The sequence below is a fragment of the Candidatus Palauibacter sp. genome (assembly GCF_965197445.1).
Taxonomy (GTDB): Bacteria; Gemmatimonadota; Gemmatimonadetes; order Palauibacterales; family Palauibacteraceae; genus Palauibacter.
The window spans coordinates 1502420-1518508 of the sequence record NZ_CBDANE010000005.1 but is presented as its reverse complement, the minus strand read 5'-3'; the positions used below and the strand labels follow the sequence as shown (position 1 = coordinate 1518508).

The 16089-nt window shown below is 68.4% G+C and carries 17 protein-coding genes; 9 read left to right on the top strand and 8 right to left on the bottom strand.

The annotated features are described in order from the left end of the window. Nucleotides 1-21: 21 nt before the first annotated feature. Genes ACN9M6_RS13995 through ACN9M6_RS13970 form a run of 6 tightly spaced genes read right to left on the bottom strand, consistent with a single transcriptional unit; the run spans nucleotide 22 to nucleotide 8979 of the window. Complete coding sequence (locus ACN9M6_RS13995; protein ID WP_419163503.1) at nucleotides 22-948, bottom strand: DUF58 domain-containing protein; 927 nt, start codon at nucleotides 946-948, stop codon at nucleotides 22-24. 20 nt (nucleotides 949-968) lie between these two features. Next, the gene (locus tag ACN9M6_RS13990; RefSeq protein WP_419163502.1) at nucleotides 969-1997 is read right to left on the bottom strand and encodes an AAA family ATPase; all 1029 of its coding nucleotides are present in this window, start codon (nucleotides 1995-1997) and stop codon (nucleotides 969-971) included. A 34-nt stretch (nucleotides 1998-2031) separates the two neighbouring features. Then, nucleotides 2032-2829 (bottom strand): DUF4159 domain-containing protein, encoded by a 798-nt coding sequence (locus ACN9M6_RS13985; protein WP_419163501.1) that lies wholly within the window; start codon nucleotides 2827-2829, stop codon nucleotides 2032-2034. Continuing rightward, nucleotides 2826-5516: a tetratricopeptide repeat protein gene (locus tag ACN9M6_RS13980; protein ID WP_419163500.1), complete on the bottom strand. Its 2691-nt coding sequence runs from the start codon at nucleotides 5514-5516 to the stop codon at nucleotides 2826-2828. The genes ACN9M6_RS13985 and ACN9M6_RS13980 overlap by 4 nt, the downstream gene beginning before the upstream one ends. Further along, a complete protein-coding gene (locus ACN9M6_RS13975; protein ID WP_419163499.1) occupies nucleotides 5507-6553 on the bottom strand; it encodes a hypothetical protein in 1047 nt (348 codons plus the stop codon). The genes ACN9M6_RS13980 and ACN9M6_RS13975 overlap by 10 nt, the downstream gene beginning before the upstream one ends. Then, the gene (locus tag ACN9M6_RS13970; RefSeq protein ID WP_419163498.1) at nucleotides 6550-8979 is read right to left on the bottom strand and encodes a glutamine amidotransferase; all 2430 of its coding nucleotides are present in this window, start codon (nucleotides 8977-8979) and stop codon (nucleotides 6550-6552) included. The genes ACN9M6_RS13975 and ACN9M6_RS13970 overlap by 4 nt, the downstream gene beginning before the upstream one ends. A 122-nt stretch (nucleotides 8980-9101) precedes the next feature. On the opposite strand from ACN9M6_RS13970, the gene ACN9M6_RS13965 reads away from it, so the two are divergent. From ACN9M6_RS13965 to ACN9M6_RS13940, 6 genes are all read left to right on the top strand, one after another. Continuing rightward, on the top strand, nucleotides 9102-9446 hold the full coding sequence (locus ACN9M6_RS13965) for a ribbon-helix-helix protein, CopG family (RefSeq protein ID WP_419163497.1): 345 nt from the start codon (nucleotides 9102-9104) through the stop codon (nucleotides 9444-9446). Between the two features lie 76 nt (nucleotides 9447-9522). Further along, entirely contained in the window at nucleotides 9523-9801 is a 279-nt protein-coding gene (locus ACN9M6_RS13960) for a ribbon-helix-helix protein, CopG family (protein ID WP_419163496.1), read from the top strand. Further along, nucleotides 9798-10124: a type II toxin-antitoxin system VapC family toxin gene (locus tag ACN9M6_RS13955; RefSeq protein WP_419163495.1), complete on the top strand. Its 327-nt coding sequence runs from the start codon at nucleotides 9798-9800 to the stop codon at nucleotides 10122-10124. The genes ACN9M6_RS13960 and ACN9M6_RS13955 overlap by 4 nt, the downstream gene beginning before the upstream one ends. A gap of 4 nt (nucleotides 10125-10128) precedes the next feature. After that, the gene (locus ACN9M6_RS13950) at nucleotides 10129-10398 is read left to right on the top strand and encodes a hypothetical protein (protein ID WP_419163494.1); all 270 of its coding nucleotides are present in this window, start codon (nucleotides 10129-10131) and stop codon (nucleotides 10396-10398) included. 222 nt (nucleotides 10399-10620) lie between these two features. Then, the gene (locus ACN9M6_RS13945; RefSeq protein WP_419163780.1) at nucleotides 10621-11004 is read left to right on the top strand and encodes a hypothetical protein; all 384 of its coding nucleotides are present in this window, start codon (nucleotides 10621-10623) and stop codon (nucleotides 11002-11004) included. Continuing rightward, nucleotides 10970-11215 carry an HNH endonuclease gene (locus ACN9M6_RS13940; RefSeq protein ID WP_419163493.1) on the top strand — a complete coding sequence of 82 codons (246 nt, stop codon included), beginning with the start codon at nucleotides 10970-10972 and terminating at the stop codon, nucleotides 11213-11215. Before ACN9M6_RS13945 ends, ACN9M6_RS13940 begins: the two co-directional genes overlap by 35 nt. 71 nt (nucleotides 11216-11286) lie before the next feature. Here the strand turns inward: ACN9M6_RS13940 and ACN9M6_RS13935 are convergent, their stop codons facing one another. Beyond that, nucleotides 11287-12198 (bottom strand): aminotransferase class IV, encoded by a 912-nt coding sequence (locus ACN9M6_RS13935; RefSeq protein ID WP_419163492.1) that lies wholly within the window; start codon nucleotides 12196-12198, stop codon nucleotides 11287-11289. Nucleotides 12199-12246: 48 nt separating this feature from the next. Continuing rightward, nucleotides 12247-13410 (bottom strand): ATP-binding protein, encoded by a 1164-nt coding sequence (locus ACN9M6_RS13930; RefSeq protein WP_419163762.1) that lies wholly within the window; start codon nucleotides 13408-13410, stop codon nucleotides 12247-12249. 135 nt (nucleotides 13411-13545) lie between these two features. Here ACN9M6_RS13930 and ACN9M6_RS13925 point away from each other — a divergent pair, with 135 nt between their 5' ends. The 3 genes from ACN9M6_RS13925 (at nucleotide 13546) to ACN9M6_RS13915 (ending at nucleotide 16089) form a co-directional block, all read left to right on the top strand. Beyond that, nucleotides 13546-14520 carry a phosphorothioated DNA-binding restriction endonuclease gene (locus ACN9M6_RS13925; protein WP_419163491.1) on the top strand — a complete coding sequence of 325 codons (975 nt, stop codon included), beginning with the start codon at nucleotides 13546-13548 and terminating at the stop codon, nucleotides 14518-14520. A gap of 168 nt (nucleotides 14521-14688) precedes the next feature. Beyond that, complete coding sequence (locus tag ACN9M6_RS13920; protein WP_419163490.1) at nucleotides 14689-15198, top strand: hypothetical protein; 510 nt, start codon at nucleotides 14689-14691, stop codon at nucleotides 15196-15198. Between the two features lie 99 nt (nucleotides 15199-15297). Further along, nucleotides 15298-16089: an HNH endonuclease gene (locus ACN9M6_RS13915; RefSeq protein ID WP_419163489.1), complete on the top strand. Its 792-nt coding sequence runs from the start codon at nucleotides 15298-15300 to the stop codon at nucleotides 16087-16089.

The following is a 16089-nucleotide window of genomic DNA, read 5'->3' as shown; positions in this document are numbered from 1 at the left end:
GAACCACGGGGGTCAGAAGGCTCATCTATCCTTCCCCTTCAGACGCCGGGACCGGTGCGACAGGTAGCGGAACAGCACCGCGTCGAGCGGCACCGACGTCACGGCCAGCTCGTGGTCGATCCCGCGCTCGATCATCAGCTTCGAGATCTCGCCCACGTGTCCCTCGACCAGCGACAGATACTCGGTCCGCATGTCGTCGGGCGTCACCGGGAGCCGTTCCCCCGTCTCCAGATCCTCGAACGACCTCGCGGCCTCGAACGGGAAGTCCACCTCGGCGGGGTCCATGATCTGGAACACGATCACGTCCTGCCCCTTGCTCCGGAGCGCCCCGACCGAGTCGAGCACGGTCTGCGGCTCGGCATAGAGATCGGAGACGAGGACGACGATCCCCTTCCGGGTGAGGCTCTCCGCCACCTGCGTCAGCGGCCGCGTCAGGTCCCCCGCCGTCTCCGCTCGCATGCGGTCGAGCGCGGCGAGGATCAGCCGCCGGTGACGGACCGAGGGGGGGATGTACTCGCGCAGCTTTTCGTCGAACACGGCGGCGCCCACGCGGTCCCGCTGGCTCGCGGAGAGGTAGGCCAGGCAGGCCGTCAGGTAGCGCGCGTAGTCGAGCTTCGTGATGCCGCGCGAGCCATAGTCCATCGAACGGGAGGCGTCGAGCGCGAAGAAGACGTTCGCGTTGGTCTCGGCCTCGTATTCCTTGATGTAGTGACGGTCGGTGCGCCCGAACACCTTCCAGTCGATCTTGCGGATGTCGTCGCCGGGCAGGTACTGGCGGTGCGCCGCGAAGTCGAGCGACAGCCCCAGGAAGGGAGACCCGTGGACGCCGGCGATGAAGCCTTCGACCACGGAGCGCGCCACGAGTTCGAGGTTCCCGATCCGCGTGAGCACGGCGGGATCGAGGAACTGGGTCCCCGGAACGGTCCTCGAGACGATCCGCGCCCGCATGATCTACCCGGCGCTCCCGCTCACATCCCCGACTTCGGCGGCTTCACGTCGTCCAGGAGTTGCTTGACGAGGTCATCGGTGGTCACGCGCTCGGACTCGGCGTGGAAGTTCGTCAGGATGCGGTGGCGGAACACCGGCGCGCAGAGGGAGCGCACGTCATCGAACGACACGTTCACCTCGCCCCGCAGCAGCGCCCGCGCCTTGCCCCCGAGCACCAGGTACTGGGCGGCGCGCACGCTGGCCCCGTACCCCACGTACTGCCGCACGTAGTCGGGGGCGTCGTCGCGGCCGGGGCGGGTGCGACGGGCCAATTGCACCGCATAGCGCGCGACGGACTCCGAGATCGGCACCTTCCGCACCAGGTGCTGGAAGCCGGCGATCGCCTCGGCCGACAGGATCGCCTGCGGAGGCTCCCCCGCCACCGTCGTCGTGCGCTGGATCACCTCCAGCTCTTCGTCTTCCGGCAGATAGTCGATGTTGATCTGGAACATGAAGCGGTCGAGCTGGGCTTCGGGCAGCGGGTACGTGCCCTCCAGCTCGATCGGGTTCTGCGTGGCGAGGACGAAGAAGGGCGCGGAGAGGCCGTAGGTCCGGCCCTGGATCGTCACCTGCTTCTCCTCCATCGCCTCGAGGAGGGCGGACTGCGTCTTGGGCGGCGTGCGGTTGATCTCGTCGGCCAGCACGATGTTGGCGAACAGCGGCCCCTTCATGAACACGAGTTTGCGCTGTCCGGTGTCCGGGTCCTCCTGGATGATGTCGGTCCCGGTGATGTCCGACGGCATGAGGTCGGGCGTGAACTGGATCCGGTTGAAGCTCAGGTCCAGCACCTCGGACAGCGTCTGGATGAGCAGCGTCTTCGCGAGTCCGGGGACGCCCACGATCAGGCTGTTGCCGCCGGCGAAGAGCGAGGTCAGGACCTGCTCGACGACGTCGTCCTGCCCGATGATGACCTTCTTGAGCTCCGCGCGAACGGCCTCGCCGCCCTGCCGCAGCCGGTCGGCCAGTTCACCATCGTCCGGGGTCTCGATCCAGCGGGGGTCGGCTTCCATGCCGGCTCCTTCTGTCACCAGTTCAGTGACCAGTTCAGTGTGTGAGGGCGTACACCACATAGTTGACGCCCAGCTTGTACGCTTCGTTGGATAGCGCGATCGGGACGAACCCCCGGTCGGACCACTCCATGTAGTCGCCAATGTCGTTGTCGTGATTCACGATGACCATAAGCCGGCCTTCGGGATCGTTGTTCTCGAAGATCCCCCAGTAGCTGGCGATCCCGCCCCAGTAGGGGTGCGGCATCTCGATATTGCTCTGCTCGAGGTGAAAGAACGAGTCGAAGATCGGGTGGCTCACGTCGAGTTCCACGAGTTGGAGCCCCGGCAGCAGGACTTCGAGCATCTGCTCCGTCCAATTCAGATCCCGGTAGCCGCCCATGTCGTCGATGATGAGGAACCCGCCCTTGCGCAGATAGTTGCTCAGGTTTTCGGCCTCCGCCTCGGTCATGCCCCAGTCGCCGGGCTCCGAGAGGTACGCGACGGGGAACTTGAACAGTTCGGGGTCGTCCATGGCGAGGACGTTGCCGCCGCCCCGGCGCGGGCCGATGGTCGTGAGCGCGTCCATGATCTCGCCGAAGTTGCGCTCGGCCACGGGCCAGTCGTGCGACCACCCGGGGTTCCGGCCCCAGCCCCCCGTCCGGTAATAGAGACGCACGAAGGTGAACTTGCCCGTGTAGGGCGTGTTGTACTCCTGGTACGCGGCGAGGTCGTTCCCGAACCCGCCCCCGCCCCCCCGCCCGCGCCGCCGCTGCCCCTCGAGGTCGGAGAAGCCGGTCGTCGTGAGCAGCGCGGCCAGCGAAGCGGCGGCGAGTGGCCGAAGCCGCATCCTCATGGGCGCCCCCCGGGATTGCCGCGGATCTCGAGCAGGAGATCGAGCGCGTCGTTGAAGTTGGGCGCGATCTCGAGCGCGTCGAGGACGGAGCGGCGCGCACCTCTGGCGTCGCCGCCGCGGTGGAGGGCGAGGGCGAGCCGGTAGTGGGCCTCGGCAAGGTCCGCCGGCGCCAGGGCGAGCAGCGCCCGTCGCTCGCGCGCCGCCTCCGGCCAGCGCTCGGCGACCTCGAAGCTCGTGGCGAGCCGCGTGTGCAGGTCGACATGGAAGGGGTCGATCCAGATCGCCCGCTCCAGCGCCTCGCGGGCGGCGGCCCCGTTTCCGAGTTCCTCCTCGAGATCCGCGAGTGCGAGGTGGGCGTCGAAGTGCTTCTCGTTGAGCGCCGTGTAGGCGCGATAGGCCTCTGCCGCGCGGTTGAGGTCGCCGGCTTCGCGGTGCAGGCTGCCCAGCAGCAGCGTCGGGGCGTCCGGGCCGGCGTATTCCGGGAACAGCACCCGGGCCTCGCTCAGCGCCTCGATCGCGGCCTCCGGCCGGCCAGCGCGAAGGGCCTCCGCCGCGGCCATCATCAGCCCGGCGAAGGTGTGCGGCGCCGGGCTCCCGGCCTCCTCGTCCGCGGGACCGCCCAGTGCCGCCAGGACCGCACCGAAACGCGTCTCGATGTAGCCCTTCAACTCGCGGTCGAGGTCGGCCAGCGTGGTCCCGAGCGCCCGCTCCACCACCTCGGGCGTGTCGAGCCCGTCGCGGTAGCCGGCGAGCATGGCGAGGACGGCCTCGAAACCGCGCGTCGTCTCCAGCATCTCGCACAGGAGCGAGGCCATGTAGTAGGCGTGCTGCACCTGCCCCGGGTAGGCGGGCCGCACGAAGCCGTAGTTGAAGCGCTCGAGCGAGGGGAGGCGCTCCTCCCGGAAGGCGGCGAGGAAACCGGGGTCGACGTCCGAGCCCCAGGCCTCGCGCGCGTGCCGCTCATCGAGGACGGCCAGTCCCTCGGAGAGCCAGCGGGGCACGCGGTGTTCCGTGTAGCCGAGCGTGAACGCGTGGGAGATCTCGTGCCACAGCGTGGAGCCCCAGTTGAAGTCGCCGCCGGTGCGCGCACCGGGCGAATCCATGGCGAGGACGGAGCCGAAGCTCACGCCCAGCGCGCCGATGCCGGCGAGTCCCACCGTCCTCACCGAGAAGTCCGCGTGCCGGTCGTAGACCTCCACCGAGATGGGAGTGGGCGGCTCGAACCCGTACCGCGCCCGCATGGCATCGAAGGCCTCCTCGGCGAGGGCGGTCGCGTACACGGACAGGACACCGGCCTCGTCCGGGTGGAGCGAGAAGACGAACCGCGGACTCGCCGCCGTCTCGAAGCCGGCCAGTTCCTCGAGGAGATCGAGGGTGTTGAACACCCAGACGTTGAACGGATCTCCCTCGAAGGAGGCCTCGAGTGTGGCGCGTCCCCCGGCGATGTCGCCCACGCGGAGCTGGTTGAGGCCGAGTTCGGCGCGACCGGACCAGGAGAGGGGATCGAGAGACACGGCCTGGCGTGCGAACTCCACGGCGTCGGCGTAGCGGTGGGTGCGGTACGCGACCTGCGCCAAGGCGACATAGAGGTCGGCGTGCCGCGGATCCAGCCCCAGCACGCGGGTCCGGGCCTCCTCGAACGCGGCGGCATCGCCCCGGAGGTGGGCCGCGGCCGCCAGTTCGGTCCACGCGGCGAGCGACACGGGATTGACCTCAAGCGCGCGCCGGGCCTCGGCTTCGGCTGTCTCCACGTCCTCGAGTTCCAGATAGAGACGTGCCAGGAGAACTCTCGCCTCGGTATGGCTCGGGTTGGTCTCGAGGCTCTCCTCGGCCAGTTCGAGCGCTGCCGCAGACCCCTCGAACTTCGCCCTCCGCGCCTTCGCGAGGAGGGCCCGCGGGTGGACGGGGTTCCGGGCCAGCGCCTCATCGATGAGCGGCCCGGCCTCGAAGCTGTCGTACTTGTCGAGGAAGAGGAGCCCGAGGTCGATGCGCGGCTCGGGGTCGCCGGGATCGGCCTCGATCGCCTCCTCGAAGGCGCGCACAGCGTCGTGGAACAGGTCTGGGTCGCGGGCTCCGAGATAGCTGACGGCAGTGCCGACGGCTCGCAGGTGCTCGGCGTCGAGACGGTCGGCGGCCGTGGTGTTGTAGAAGTCGATGAAGCTGTCGAAGAGGACGAGCGCTTCCTCGCGGGCGCCGCGGTCGAACAGGAGGCGGCCGAGATCGAGCCGCGCGAGCTGGGCGTCGCTGGCCCGGCCTGCGATCGTGCCGCGGAAGCTCGCCTCGGCTTCGTCGAGACGCCCGAGCGCCTGAAGTAGAACGCCACGCGTGCGCGCGAGTTCCGTATCGGCGTCATCAGAGCCGGCTCGGTCGGCGACGCGGGCAGACGCCCGCTCCAGGGCCTCGAGCGCGGACTCGTACTCGCCGGTCGCCGCGAGCGCCCGCGCCCACCCGCGCGCGGAGGCCGGGAACTCGCGGCCGGAGCGGGCGAGCGTTCGGTAGCCCGAGACCGCCTGCCGGTATTCCCCCGTCTGGAGCGCTTCGAGGGCGGCGGCGAGCGGGTCGGCGCCGCGGGCGGCGCCTCCGCCCTCCTGGGCGCAGACCGGGATCGGGACCGCCGCGGCCGCGGCGAACAGCCACAACCCGCGCCAATCGAGGCGGCGGCGCACGGCGCCGCGCGTCAGCCGCACGGGGCGCCTCCCGGGTCGCGGAGTGCCCGGTTGATGCGCGCCAGATCGAGGAGCAGTGCTTCCAGCTGGTCGTCGTATTCGTCCTCGCCGAGTTCGGAGCGCCGCGCCCGCAGAGCGGCGATCGCGTCTTCGATGCGCTGTTTCTCCTCGAGGAGGGCGGCGACCTCGGGGTCATCGGCGGCGGCTTGCGCCACGGCCGCGGGGGCCGCGGCGAGGAAGAAGCGGTTGGCCACGAGGCCGTCCGGCCCCTCGGCCGACGGCTCCAGCGCCCCCTCGCCATCGCCGTCATCGTCGAGCAGCGCGTGCTCGGTCAGCATCTGGTCGTCGCGTTCGTAGTGGCGCCGCACTTCACCCGTCGCGTAGTGGAAGGCCTCGAGCAGGGAGACGCGCTCGTCCTTGTCGATGTCGGCTTCGTCGAGCGCGAACGCGTCGATGAAGAACCTGCCGAAGTGGGTACGTTCGCGCTCGCGCGGCGAGCGGGTCGCCGTCACCACGATGCGGCGCTCGCCGGCGACGGCCGGCACGAAGCCGCCGCTCGCGCTGGCCGCGTTCACGACCGCCACGGTCTGCGTCGTGAACGCGGTCAGCCACACGGAGAGGGCCTCGGCCGTGAGGTCGGGTCCGGGCAGGTTGAAGCGCGAATCATCGCCGCGGCCGCTGCCGTGGCCGAGGAGCAGGATCAGGGCCGGGTCGGCCGGCCCGGCCCGGGCGGCCATCGCGAGCACCTCCCGCTCCACGGCCTCCACCGTCGCCCGGCCGGACGCGCGCGGCGAGATCGCCGCGTCCTCCGCGAGCCACACGATAGACTCGTCGCTCACGCCGAGCCGCTCGCGGAGGGCCTCGATCAGCCGCTCGGCCTGTTCCCGGAAGAGCTCACTGTACTCGGGGGTGCCGCCGAGCCCGCTCACGATGAGGACCTGCGCCCGGGGCGGCGCGGCCGCGCTCTGCGCGACGGCGACCGGAGCCCACGACAGCGCCCCGGCGCCGGCCAGGGCGAGGACCACACCGGGCGCCACGCCGCGGCCCGGGCGGATCACGCGAGATCCTTCGCCCGCCGGAACGCCCACTCGCCCCCGAGAAGTCCGGCGAGGAGGAGGAAGAGGATCGGCATGTCCCACAGCGAACGCTCTTCGTACACGGTGTCGCCGCTCTCCGTGTAGCGGATCTCCTCGGCCAGGAGGTCCGCGTTGTCCGCCGTGTAGAAGCGGCCTCCCGTCTCGTCGGCGATGCGGCGCAGAAGCTCCGTGCGCCGCCCGGCGCCGAACTGTTCGATCCGGGGCGTCCCCGCCCGGAAGAAGCCATCGCTCTCGACGACCTCGTCCCCCATCGCGGCGCGTACTGCCACTCGGTGCAGCCCCGCCTCTTCGGGCACGAATCGTCCCTCGTACTCGCCGTCCCTCTCGACCGTCCAGTCGAGCCGGATTTCGGACGGAACCCCACTCGGCCCCGTCACGGTGGCGACCACATCCGCCCCGTTGACCCGCAGGTACCGTTCGTCCTCCAGATCGGCCCGAATCCGCAGCGGCTCCGCCATCGGCGTGACGTCGTCCCCGAGATCGAGACGGGCGCGCCCCGGCGTGTCGTGCACGAGCCAGCGCAGCAGCTGCCGCCACAGCGTCTCGTGCGTCTCATCCTCCAGCGGGATGTCCGCGTGCATCTGCCACAGCCACGAGTCCTGCGCCGTGAAGGCGATCGACGTGCCGCGCCCGTATCTCTGGTGGGCCAGCAGGACCCGCGGTTCGCCCTCGATCGGAACCCCGCTCAGGAGCTCGACGGCCCCCGGCTTCGTCTCGAACACCCGGTTCACGGAGGTCAGGGGCGGGAGTTCTCCCCAGCGCTCGGCCGACGCATCGGCCGTCGTCGCGATCCGCATGGCCGCATGCCGCCGCCCCGGCGGCGTGGGCTCGGCAAACACCTCGAGCACATCCGGCTCTCCCGCCGACGTCAGGACGACGGGGAGCGCGTCGGCCAGCGGCGTGCCCGCGTAGCCACCCTCCCCCAGCGCCCGCCTTCCGCCCAGCACGAGGAGCCCTCCCCCGCGCTGTCCCACGAAATCCGCCATCATCTGCAACTGGTCGTGCGTGAAGAAGCTCGCTTCCACGCTGCCCAGGACGAGCCCGTCGTACTCGTACAACTCCTCGCGCGTGTCCGGGAAGCCGCCCGCGAGTTCGCCGGGTCCGTCCACATCGAGCCGCAGGTATTTCTCGTCCGCGGTCCTGAGCAGCGTCACCACCTGCAGGTTCTCGTCGTCGGCCACGGCACGGCGCACAAACTTGTTCTCCGGACGCGGAGATCCCTCGAAGTAAAGGATCTTTCGCCGCGTATCCCCCACCTCCACCAGGATCTGCCGCTCGTTGTTCCCGGTGAGCGCCTCTCCCTCCTGCGGGTCCACGGAGAACCGGATCGCGCGCGGCCCCGAGTCCTCGAGCGTGAACTGGACCTGGATCGGCTCCTCCCCGTCCGGACCGAGCGTGATGTCGCGCGTGCCCACGATCCGTCCCTCGTCCTCCACGTCGAGCCTCACGGTGCGCCCGGCGAGTCCCGCGTGAGACAGGATGACGTCGGCGACGATCGTCGTCCCTTCCAGCGCCGTGCGGGGCACCTCCACCCTGCGCACCTCGATATCCGGGTCGATGCGCTCCGAACCCACGCCGATCGTGTACACCGGCAGCCCCGCCGCGCGCGCCGCCAGGAGGGTCTCGGAGAGGGGAGGCGTGGCGTCGTCATCGTTGTCCGCCCCATCGGAAACCACCACGACCCCCGACAGCGGCAGCCCCGCCATCTCCTGCTGCACCCGCGTGAGCGCGGCCGCGAGGTTGGTCCGGGGGCCCGTGAACGCCATCTCCCCCGCGTCGTCGATCCGGTCCGCGTCGGTATCGAACCCGTACATCCGCAGGCGGAATCGTTCCTCCAGCGCTTCCCGGAGCCCGCCATCTCCGCTGCGCGCCGTGACCGCCGGGTCCGCCTCCGAACCGTCCACCTCCGGTTCCCGAGCCTCCGGGTCGTCCGTGGGAGTGGAGGCCTCCTCATCAGCGCCAACTGCGCCATCAGGGCCGCCGAAGAGACCGAGCACCCGCTGCGCCCGCGTCTCGCCGCCCTCATCGGCCACCCGCATGCTGCGCGAGTCGTCGAGCAGCACCGCGACGTAGTTCCGCCGGGGGACGACGGTCGACACGAGCAGCACCGGCCGCATGAGGAGAAGCGCGAGCACGCAGAGGGACGCGGCTCGCAGCGCCATCAGGACCCACCGATCGCGCGGGGCCACGGAGGGGCCGACCCGCCGGTACTCGAGCGCGAACCAGACGATCGCCGCAACCCCGAGGAGGGCGAGGAGAGCCGCCCACCAGGGCGCCCCGAACGAGAGATCGCCGCGTTCGAAGACGACGGGTCGATATTTGAAGAGAAACTCGAACACGCGCTGGCCAGCCCTTCCCTTCCGGAGGCGGTCTCCCCGAGCGGTCATCGGAAACGTACGAGTTACATGTCCCTCTATGAAACAAGGCGCGCGCAACGATCGTTGCCCGGCCCCCGTCGTCGTCATGATTGTCGCCGCCCGCACGTTGTATTACTCGTGTACTACACTGGATGGGCTACGGGAAGGAGCAGGACGAGGTGGGCACGCGGACGGTGCGACTCAGCGACGAGGAAGAGGCGATCCTTCAGGATCTACGGGAAAAGACGGGCATCTCGATCTCCGAGGTGTTGAGGCGAGGGCTCCGTTCCTACGACACGACGGTGAACGGGATCCGGCTGGGAGGCAGGAAGGGCGAGACGCTCGGCGAAGCATATCGGCGCATCATGCAGCGGTACGAGGACGAACCCGAGGAGGAACCCGCCGTTGCGGCGCGCGACGACGAGTCCGCCCCCATGCCGCGGCGACGGCACAAGGAAGCCGTGGTCGAGGCCATCCGCCGGAAGCACGGCCGTTGAACTACCGAGGATTCCTTGGCAGTTCGCGGTGAAGACGACCAGCAGGTAGGGAAATGCCAAGGAGAGACAAGACATCATGGGCCTGCGCACCGTACGACTCGACGACGAGGAAGAGGCGATCCTCGAAGATCTCCGCCAGAAGACGGGGGGATCGATCTCCGAGGTCTTGAGACGGGGGCTCCGCTCGTACAACACGGATGTGAACGGAATTCGGCTGGGGGCCAGGAAAGGCGAGACGTTCGGCGAAGGATTCCGGCGCATTGTGCGGCAGTACGAAGACGAGCAGGCCGTTCTGCCGCCCCGCCGGCGCAGGGAAACCCTGGTCGAGCTGATCCAGAGCAGGCACGCCCGGTGATCGTGGTGGACACCGGTCCGCTGGTGGCCGCTTTCGACCCGTCCGACTCCGACCACGCGGCATGGAAACAAGTTCTTGCTGAGTTCAGGGAAGAAGCCTTGACGACGATTCCGGTGCTCACCGAGGCGTTTCATTTTCTGTCGCGACGTCCGCGGCAAGCCTCGGGGCTCATGGAGTTGGTGCGGTACGGGCCGCTCACGGTGTCCCGGCTGGGGGACCGGGACCTCGGCCGCTGCTTCGAACTCATGCTCCAGTACGCCGACGCGCCGATGGACCTCGCGGACGCATCGCTCGTCACCGTGGCGGAGCGTTTCGGGGATTGACCGGGTGTTCACGCTGGACCGGCGGCACTTCGCCGCGTACCGCATGAAGCGCGGCCACCGCCACGTGGCGTTGACGCTCGTTGGTCCGGAGGGCGAGCCCCCCATGGTTCGGGAGACGGGCGACCCGGACGCCGCGTACGCTGCCGAGCCGGTGCCGGTGTCCTCTGAGGGTGGGGGCGCGCTGGACGCCGTGCACGGGCGTCTTCTCGCCGAGACCGCGCTTCGGGAGGCACGGGAAGCGCTCGACCGCCTCGGCCGGGCGCTGGGAACTTGAGAGGTTGTGGGCGATGACGCCTGACGACCTCCTCAAGCGACTTGCAAGGTCGGGACCTACAAGCGTCGCGACGAGCGGGCGCCCCACAAACCTTTCCTCCTCCTCGTGGCCCTGGGACGCGTTGCGCACGGCCGGGAACGGCTCGTTTCCTATGCGGACGTGGAGCCACACCTGCGCAAATTGCTGCGAGACTTCGGGCCGCCCAGGAAGGTTGTGCATCCCGTGTTCCCGTTTCGATGGCTGCTCACCGATGAACTGTGGGAGATTCCCCGGTTCTCGGAACTCTCCACGAACGCGAGCGGAGACCTCTGGCGAGCCGTCGACGAGATCCTGCGGGAACATTTTCCCGAGTCCCTTCACCGGGAGATCCGCGAGGCGGCCGACATTCCCGGAGACGGGCCGGCGTGGGATGCTGAAGTCCCGTCAGCGGAACCGGCGGTGCGCGAACGGGAGAGCGGCCCGCCGACCTTCTATTCGTCCCTCACGCGACGCCGGCGTCGCGACCCATGGTTCCGCCATAAGGTGCTCGGTCTGCGATCTCGACATCCGGCTCGGAGAGCGACTGCTCGGCGTGGAAGCTGCACACATCCAGTGGCATTCGCATGAGGGTCCCGACGAGGTGGCGAACGGCTTGGCCCTCTGCCTTCTACATCACAAGGCCCTTGACCGCGGGGCGCTCGGTCTGGGCGAGACGACCGGATCGCTCGTCGACTTCTCCGGCCAGCGGATTCGGCGTCCCCGCACGCGCACTCTGCAACCCGCACCCGAATATGTTGATTGGCACCGCAAAGAGGTCTTCCGCAGCCGGACCGCCTGACCCGCCGACGCTCCCCCGATAATAGCCCGCGGAGCAACTCTGCAGGCCGGATTCGACGCACATCCCGACCCCTACCGCTCTTCTCCGATCAAGGCGAACCCTTCGCTCGCCGTCAGATCCTTGTAGAGCTCGCTGAGTCTCTTCGTCAGCGGTCCCGGTGTTCCGTCTCCGATGATCCGGCCATCGATCTCGGTCACGCTCGCCAGTTCTCCCATCGTACCGGTGCAGAACGCCTCGTCCGCGCGGTAGGCCTCCGTTAGGGAGAGATCGTCCACCCGGCTCGGGATGTCGTGCTCCGCGCAGAGTTCGAGCACCGTGGCGCGGGTGATCCCCTCGGGACAGGCGACGGTCCGGCTCGTCATCACGACGCCCGCGCGCACGAAGAAGAGGTTCGTAGCGTTCGTCTCGGCGATGAATCCGCGCTGGTCGAGCATCAGCGCGTCGTCGGCCCCGGCCGCGTTCGCCTCGATCTTGGCCAGGATCGACTGGAGGAGGTTGGCGTGATGGATCTTCGGGTCCAGCGTGTCGGGTCCGAAGCGGCGCAGAGAACTCGTGATCAGCCGCAGGCCCGACCGGTCGTACACGGGCGCCTTGTGCTCCGCGAGGACGATGAGGGTGGGGCCCGACTGGTTGAGGCGTGGATCCATGCCGCTGGTGACCTTCACCCCCCGCGTCAGCGTGAGCCGGATGTGCACGCCGTCCCGCATGCGGTTCGCGATGAGCGTGCGGCGGATCTCTTGGGTGATCTCCTTGTCGGATGGGATCTCGGCGAAGGCGAGGGCCAGCGCGGAGGACCGGAGCCGGGCCAGGTGTTCCCGCAGCTTGAAGATGCGTCCGTCGTACAGGCGCAGGCCTTCCCAGACGGCATCGCCCCCCTGCACCACCGAGTCGAAGGGGCTGACGCCGGCCTCGTCACGGTGGACCAAGGTCCCGTTCAGGTTGACGATGAGATCGCGGTTCCGCTCGTCAAACTGTTGCAGCATTCGATGTCCATCTCTCTTGGAGGGTCCTTGTAGCCATCGGTCTTCTCGTCACCTGCCGGGAAGGGAGTCCAGTGTTTCGGCAAGCTCCGCCGCGGGAAGCGCGCGCACATTCGGGGCCAGCCGGTAGCGCTCCGTCCCGGCGTGAACCACGTCCAGACGGTCCAGGTTCAGCGTCTCGAGCGCCGAACGCATCGACCGGGTGAGCTTGGGCGCCTCTGCTCGCTTGACCTCGAACCCGTAGCGGTTCGCTCCGTCCATCACGAGCAGATCGAGTTCCGCGCCCGTGTGCGTGGACCAATGGAAGCACTGCTCCGCGGGTGCCCGCAGAAGCTGAACTACCTGTTGGATGACGAACCCTTCCCAGGAAGCGCCGACCTTTGGATGTGACACGACGTCGGCCCGGCCGGAGAGACCGAGTAAAGCGTGGAGGACCCCCGAATCACCGATGTAGACTTTGGGCGACTTGACCTGTCGTTTGCTGATGTTCTCGAACCAGGGCTGGAGTTGCCGCACCACGAAGACCGAGGTCAGGAGGTCGAGATACCGCCGGACCGTCGCGTGGGAGACGCCGAAGGCGCGTGCGAACTCGGCGCCGTTCCAGATCTGTCCGTGCCAATGCGCGAGCATCGCCCAGAAGCGGCGGAGCGTCGCCGACGGGATGGTGCTCCCGAGTTCCGGGAGGTCCCTCGCCAGAAGCGTGCGGATGAACCCGTCGCGCCAGCGGCGGCTCGCGGCTTCCGATCTCGCCAGGAACGAGCGCGGGAACCCACCCCGCAGCCAGAGCCGTTCCAGGTCGTCCACATCGGTGAGGTCAAAGCCATCGAGTTCGTGGAACGCGACACGTCCGGCGAGCGACTCCGACGTTTGACGCAGGAGTGCGGGCGAAGCGCTCCCCAGTACGAGGAAGCGGGCCTGCGGGCCGGGGCGGTCCGCGAGGACGCGCAGGAGCTGGAAGATGTCGGGCAGGCGGTGGATTTCGTCCAGAACCACGAGACCCTTGAGCGGCCGCAGTTCCAGCCCGGGATCGTCCAGCCGCGCAAGATCGGCGGGATCCTCGAGGTCGAACCAGGCCACGGGCTCGGAGTACGCCGCCGCCAGCTGCCGGGCCAGCGTGGTCTTGCCCACCTGTCGCGCCCCCAGCAGCGCGACGACCGGAAACTCTCCCAGCAACAGGCGGACGCGACGTAAATCGTGTTCTCGGATGATTTCCATCATTGAAATATGATCGACGACCGATCAAATTTCAATGCAAAATTCACTTGCACGGCGATCCGTTGCCTGACGTGGGTTGAGAACGTGATCGTGGAAGTCTCATCTTTCGCTCTGATGAGAGAATCCGCAGAATCAATGACTCCCGCTGAGTTCCTCCGTCACCTGGCGCAACTCAACACCTACCAGCGCCGGGGCAGGCGGGCGCCGCACAAGCCGCTCCTCCTCCTCTTCGCCTTGGGCCGCGTGCTGCGCGACCGCGACCGTCTGGTCAGGTACGCGGAGGTGGATCGGCGCGTCGGTGACCTGATGCGGCGCTTCGGGTTACCCAGGAGCGCCGTTCGTCCCCAGTATCCGTTCCGCTGGCTGCTTTCCGATGGACTCTGGGAGATCCCTCGGTATGCGGAGCTTCGGAAGAACGCGAGCGGAGACCTGTATGTTCGGCAGTTGAGGGATCTGGGCGTCGAGGGAGGCTTCCCGGAGCGAGTGCACGACCTCCTTCGCGTCGATCCCGGTCTCGCATGGCGAGCCGTGGAGGAGATCCTGCACGGACATTTTCCCGAATCCCTGCATCGGGAGATCCGCGAGGCGGCCGGCATCCGGGGAGAGCGGATGGCGAGTGAGGCGGAAGATTCCTCTGCAACCCCGACGCTTCGGGAACGGGAGGTCGACCCGCCGAGCTTCTATTCGTACCTGGCGCGCCGACGGCGTCGCGATCCCTTGTTCCGCAGGAGAGTGCTCGACGAATACATGGAGCGCTGTGCGGTGTGCGACCTCGACATCCGCTTCGGTGCAATGCCGCTCGGCTTGGAAGCCGCGCACATCCAATGGCATTCCCACGCCGGTCCCGATGAAGTGGTGAACGGCCTCGCCCTCTGCCTTCTACATCACGAGGCCTTCGACCGCGGCGCGCTCGGCTTGGAGGAACGCAGGGGGACGGGCTTCAACGTGCTCGTTTCTCACGACGTGCGGGAGTCGCGCGGCGAGGCCGCCGGGTCGCTCATCGAGTTCTCCGACCGCCGGATTCGGTGTCCCCGCACCGAGTCGCGGGCACCCGCGCGCCCATTCGTGGACTGGCACTCCAGTGAGGTCTTCCGCAGCCCGCCACTCTAAGCTGCGGTCAACGTCTTCCCGTCTACCGACCGTCAGGTGGGCTCCCGACGCGGGGTTGATGAGGCCGCTGCCGCTGTCTCATCTTCTGGTGCCGGACGGACGGGAGGTTCGTCCTGCCCGGAATCATCGAGGCCGAACGAGGAGCTTGACCGAAGGCCGGGAGGCGGAATGGGAAACGTCGGGGCGCGAGACCAAAGCCGGTATGACATCGTGTTCGTTTGCGGAGACGAGGATCTGCCGCCGCGCGAGTGGCCGGGGTCCGGGCTGGTCCCCGAACGGATTCGGATTTCCTGCGGCGGCGTAACCCTCGGCCATGTGGCCGCGGAGTCGGCAGACGGGTGCTTCGAGGCCGGCGGCATCGGACGATTCCAGGTCCGGTACGCGTGGATCGATGACGACGAGGTCATCTCGTACGCGCCCGGAGAATTTTGGCGCGGATTCCGGGAGTGCTCCGGCCTTCCGGACACGCTGGCGCTCTACCGCCGGGACGGGGAGGGGCGCTACGTGTTCCTGCACGAGGAAGCCCTCGGCTGGCCCCCGCCCTTTCGCCGGCGGCACTGGATCGAGTGGGAGGATCTCAGCCTCGCGACGCGTCTCGAATACATGGACGGGGAGATCGACACCCTTCCGCTCGGCACCCCGCCGCGGCGTTCGGGGATGACCGAGTTGACCCGGTAGGCGCCATGGCGAAGGCCGTTTTCACGACCAAGGTGAATCCCGCCTACGACGATCTGCCGGAGCAGCGGTACCACTTCCCGAAGACGTACCTACGGGCGGTTGAAGCCGCGCTGGGCGACTGGATCGTGTATTACGAACCGCGGCGCTCCACAGCCCATCGAGTCCAGCTCCGGGGGACGCCTGTCCTATTTCGCCACGGCCCGCCTCGCGAGCATCGAGGAGGATCCGCGCCTCGCCGGTCACTACTACGGATATGTGAAGGACTACCTCGAGTTCGACACGCCCGTCCCCTTCCGTGAGGGGAGCTTCTACTACGAGCGGAACCTGCGGAAGGCGGACGGCACCCCGAACAAGGGGCGGTTCGGGCGCGCGGTCCGGACGATCCGCGACGCCGAGTACCACCTGATTCTCCACGCGGGATTCCACGACTTTGCCGAGACGCGATGGCGCATGATGGAGCGCGATCCCGTGGAGACGGAGCGCCGCATCGTAGAGCAGATCTCGCGCCGACCGTTCCGGGACCGGGTCTTCTCGACAGCCGTCCGCACGGCGTACGAAAACACCTGCGCGGTCACGGGACTCCGGATCATCAACGGCGGCGGGCGACCGGAGGTTCAGGCGGCCCACATCAAACCCGTCTCCGAGAGCGGGCCCGACAGCATGCGCAACGGCCTGGCGCTGTGTGGAACCGCGCACTGGATGTTCGACCGCGGCCTCATCTCGATCACCGACGACTACACGCTGCTGCTCAGGGAGGGAGCGATCCCCGGCCACTTCCTCCGCATCATCAACGAGGACCGGCGCTTGAAGGTGCCGGATATGTCGTCGCACCGCCCCCATCCCAGCTTTCTGGAGTATCACCGGGAACAGGTGTTCCGGATTCATGCGTAG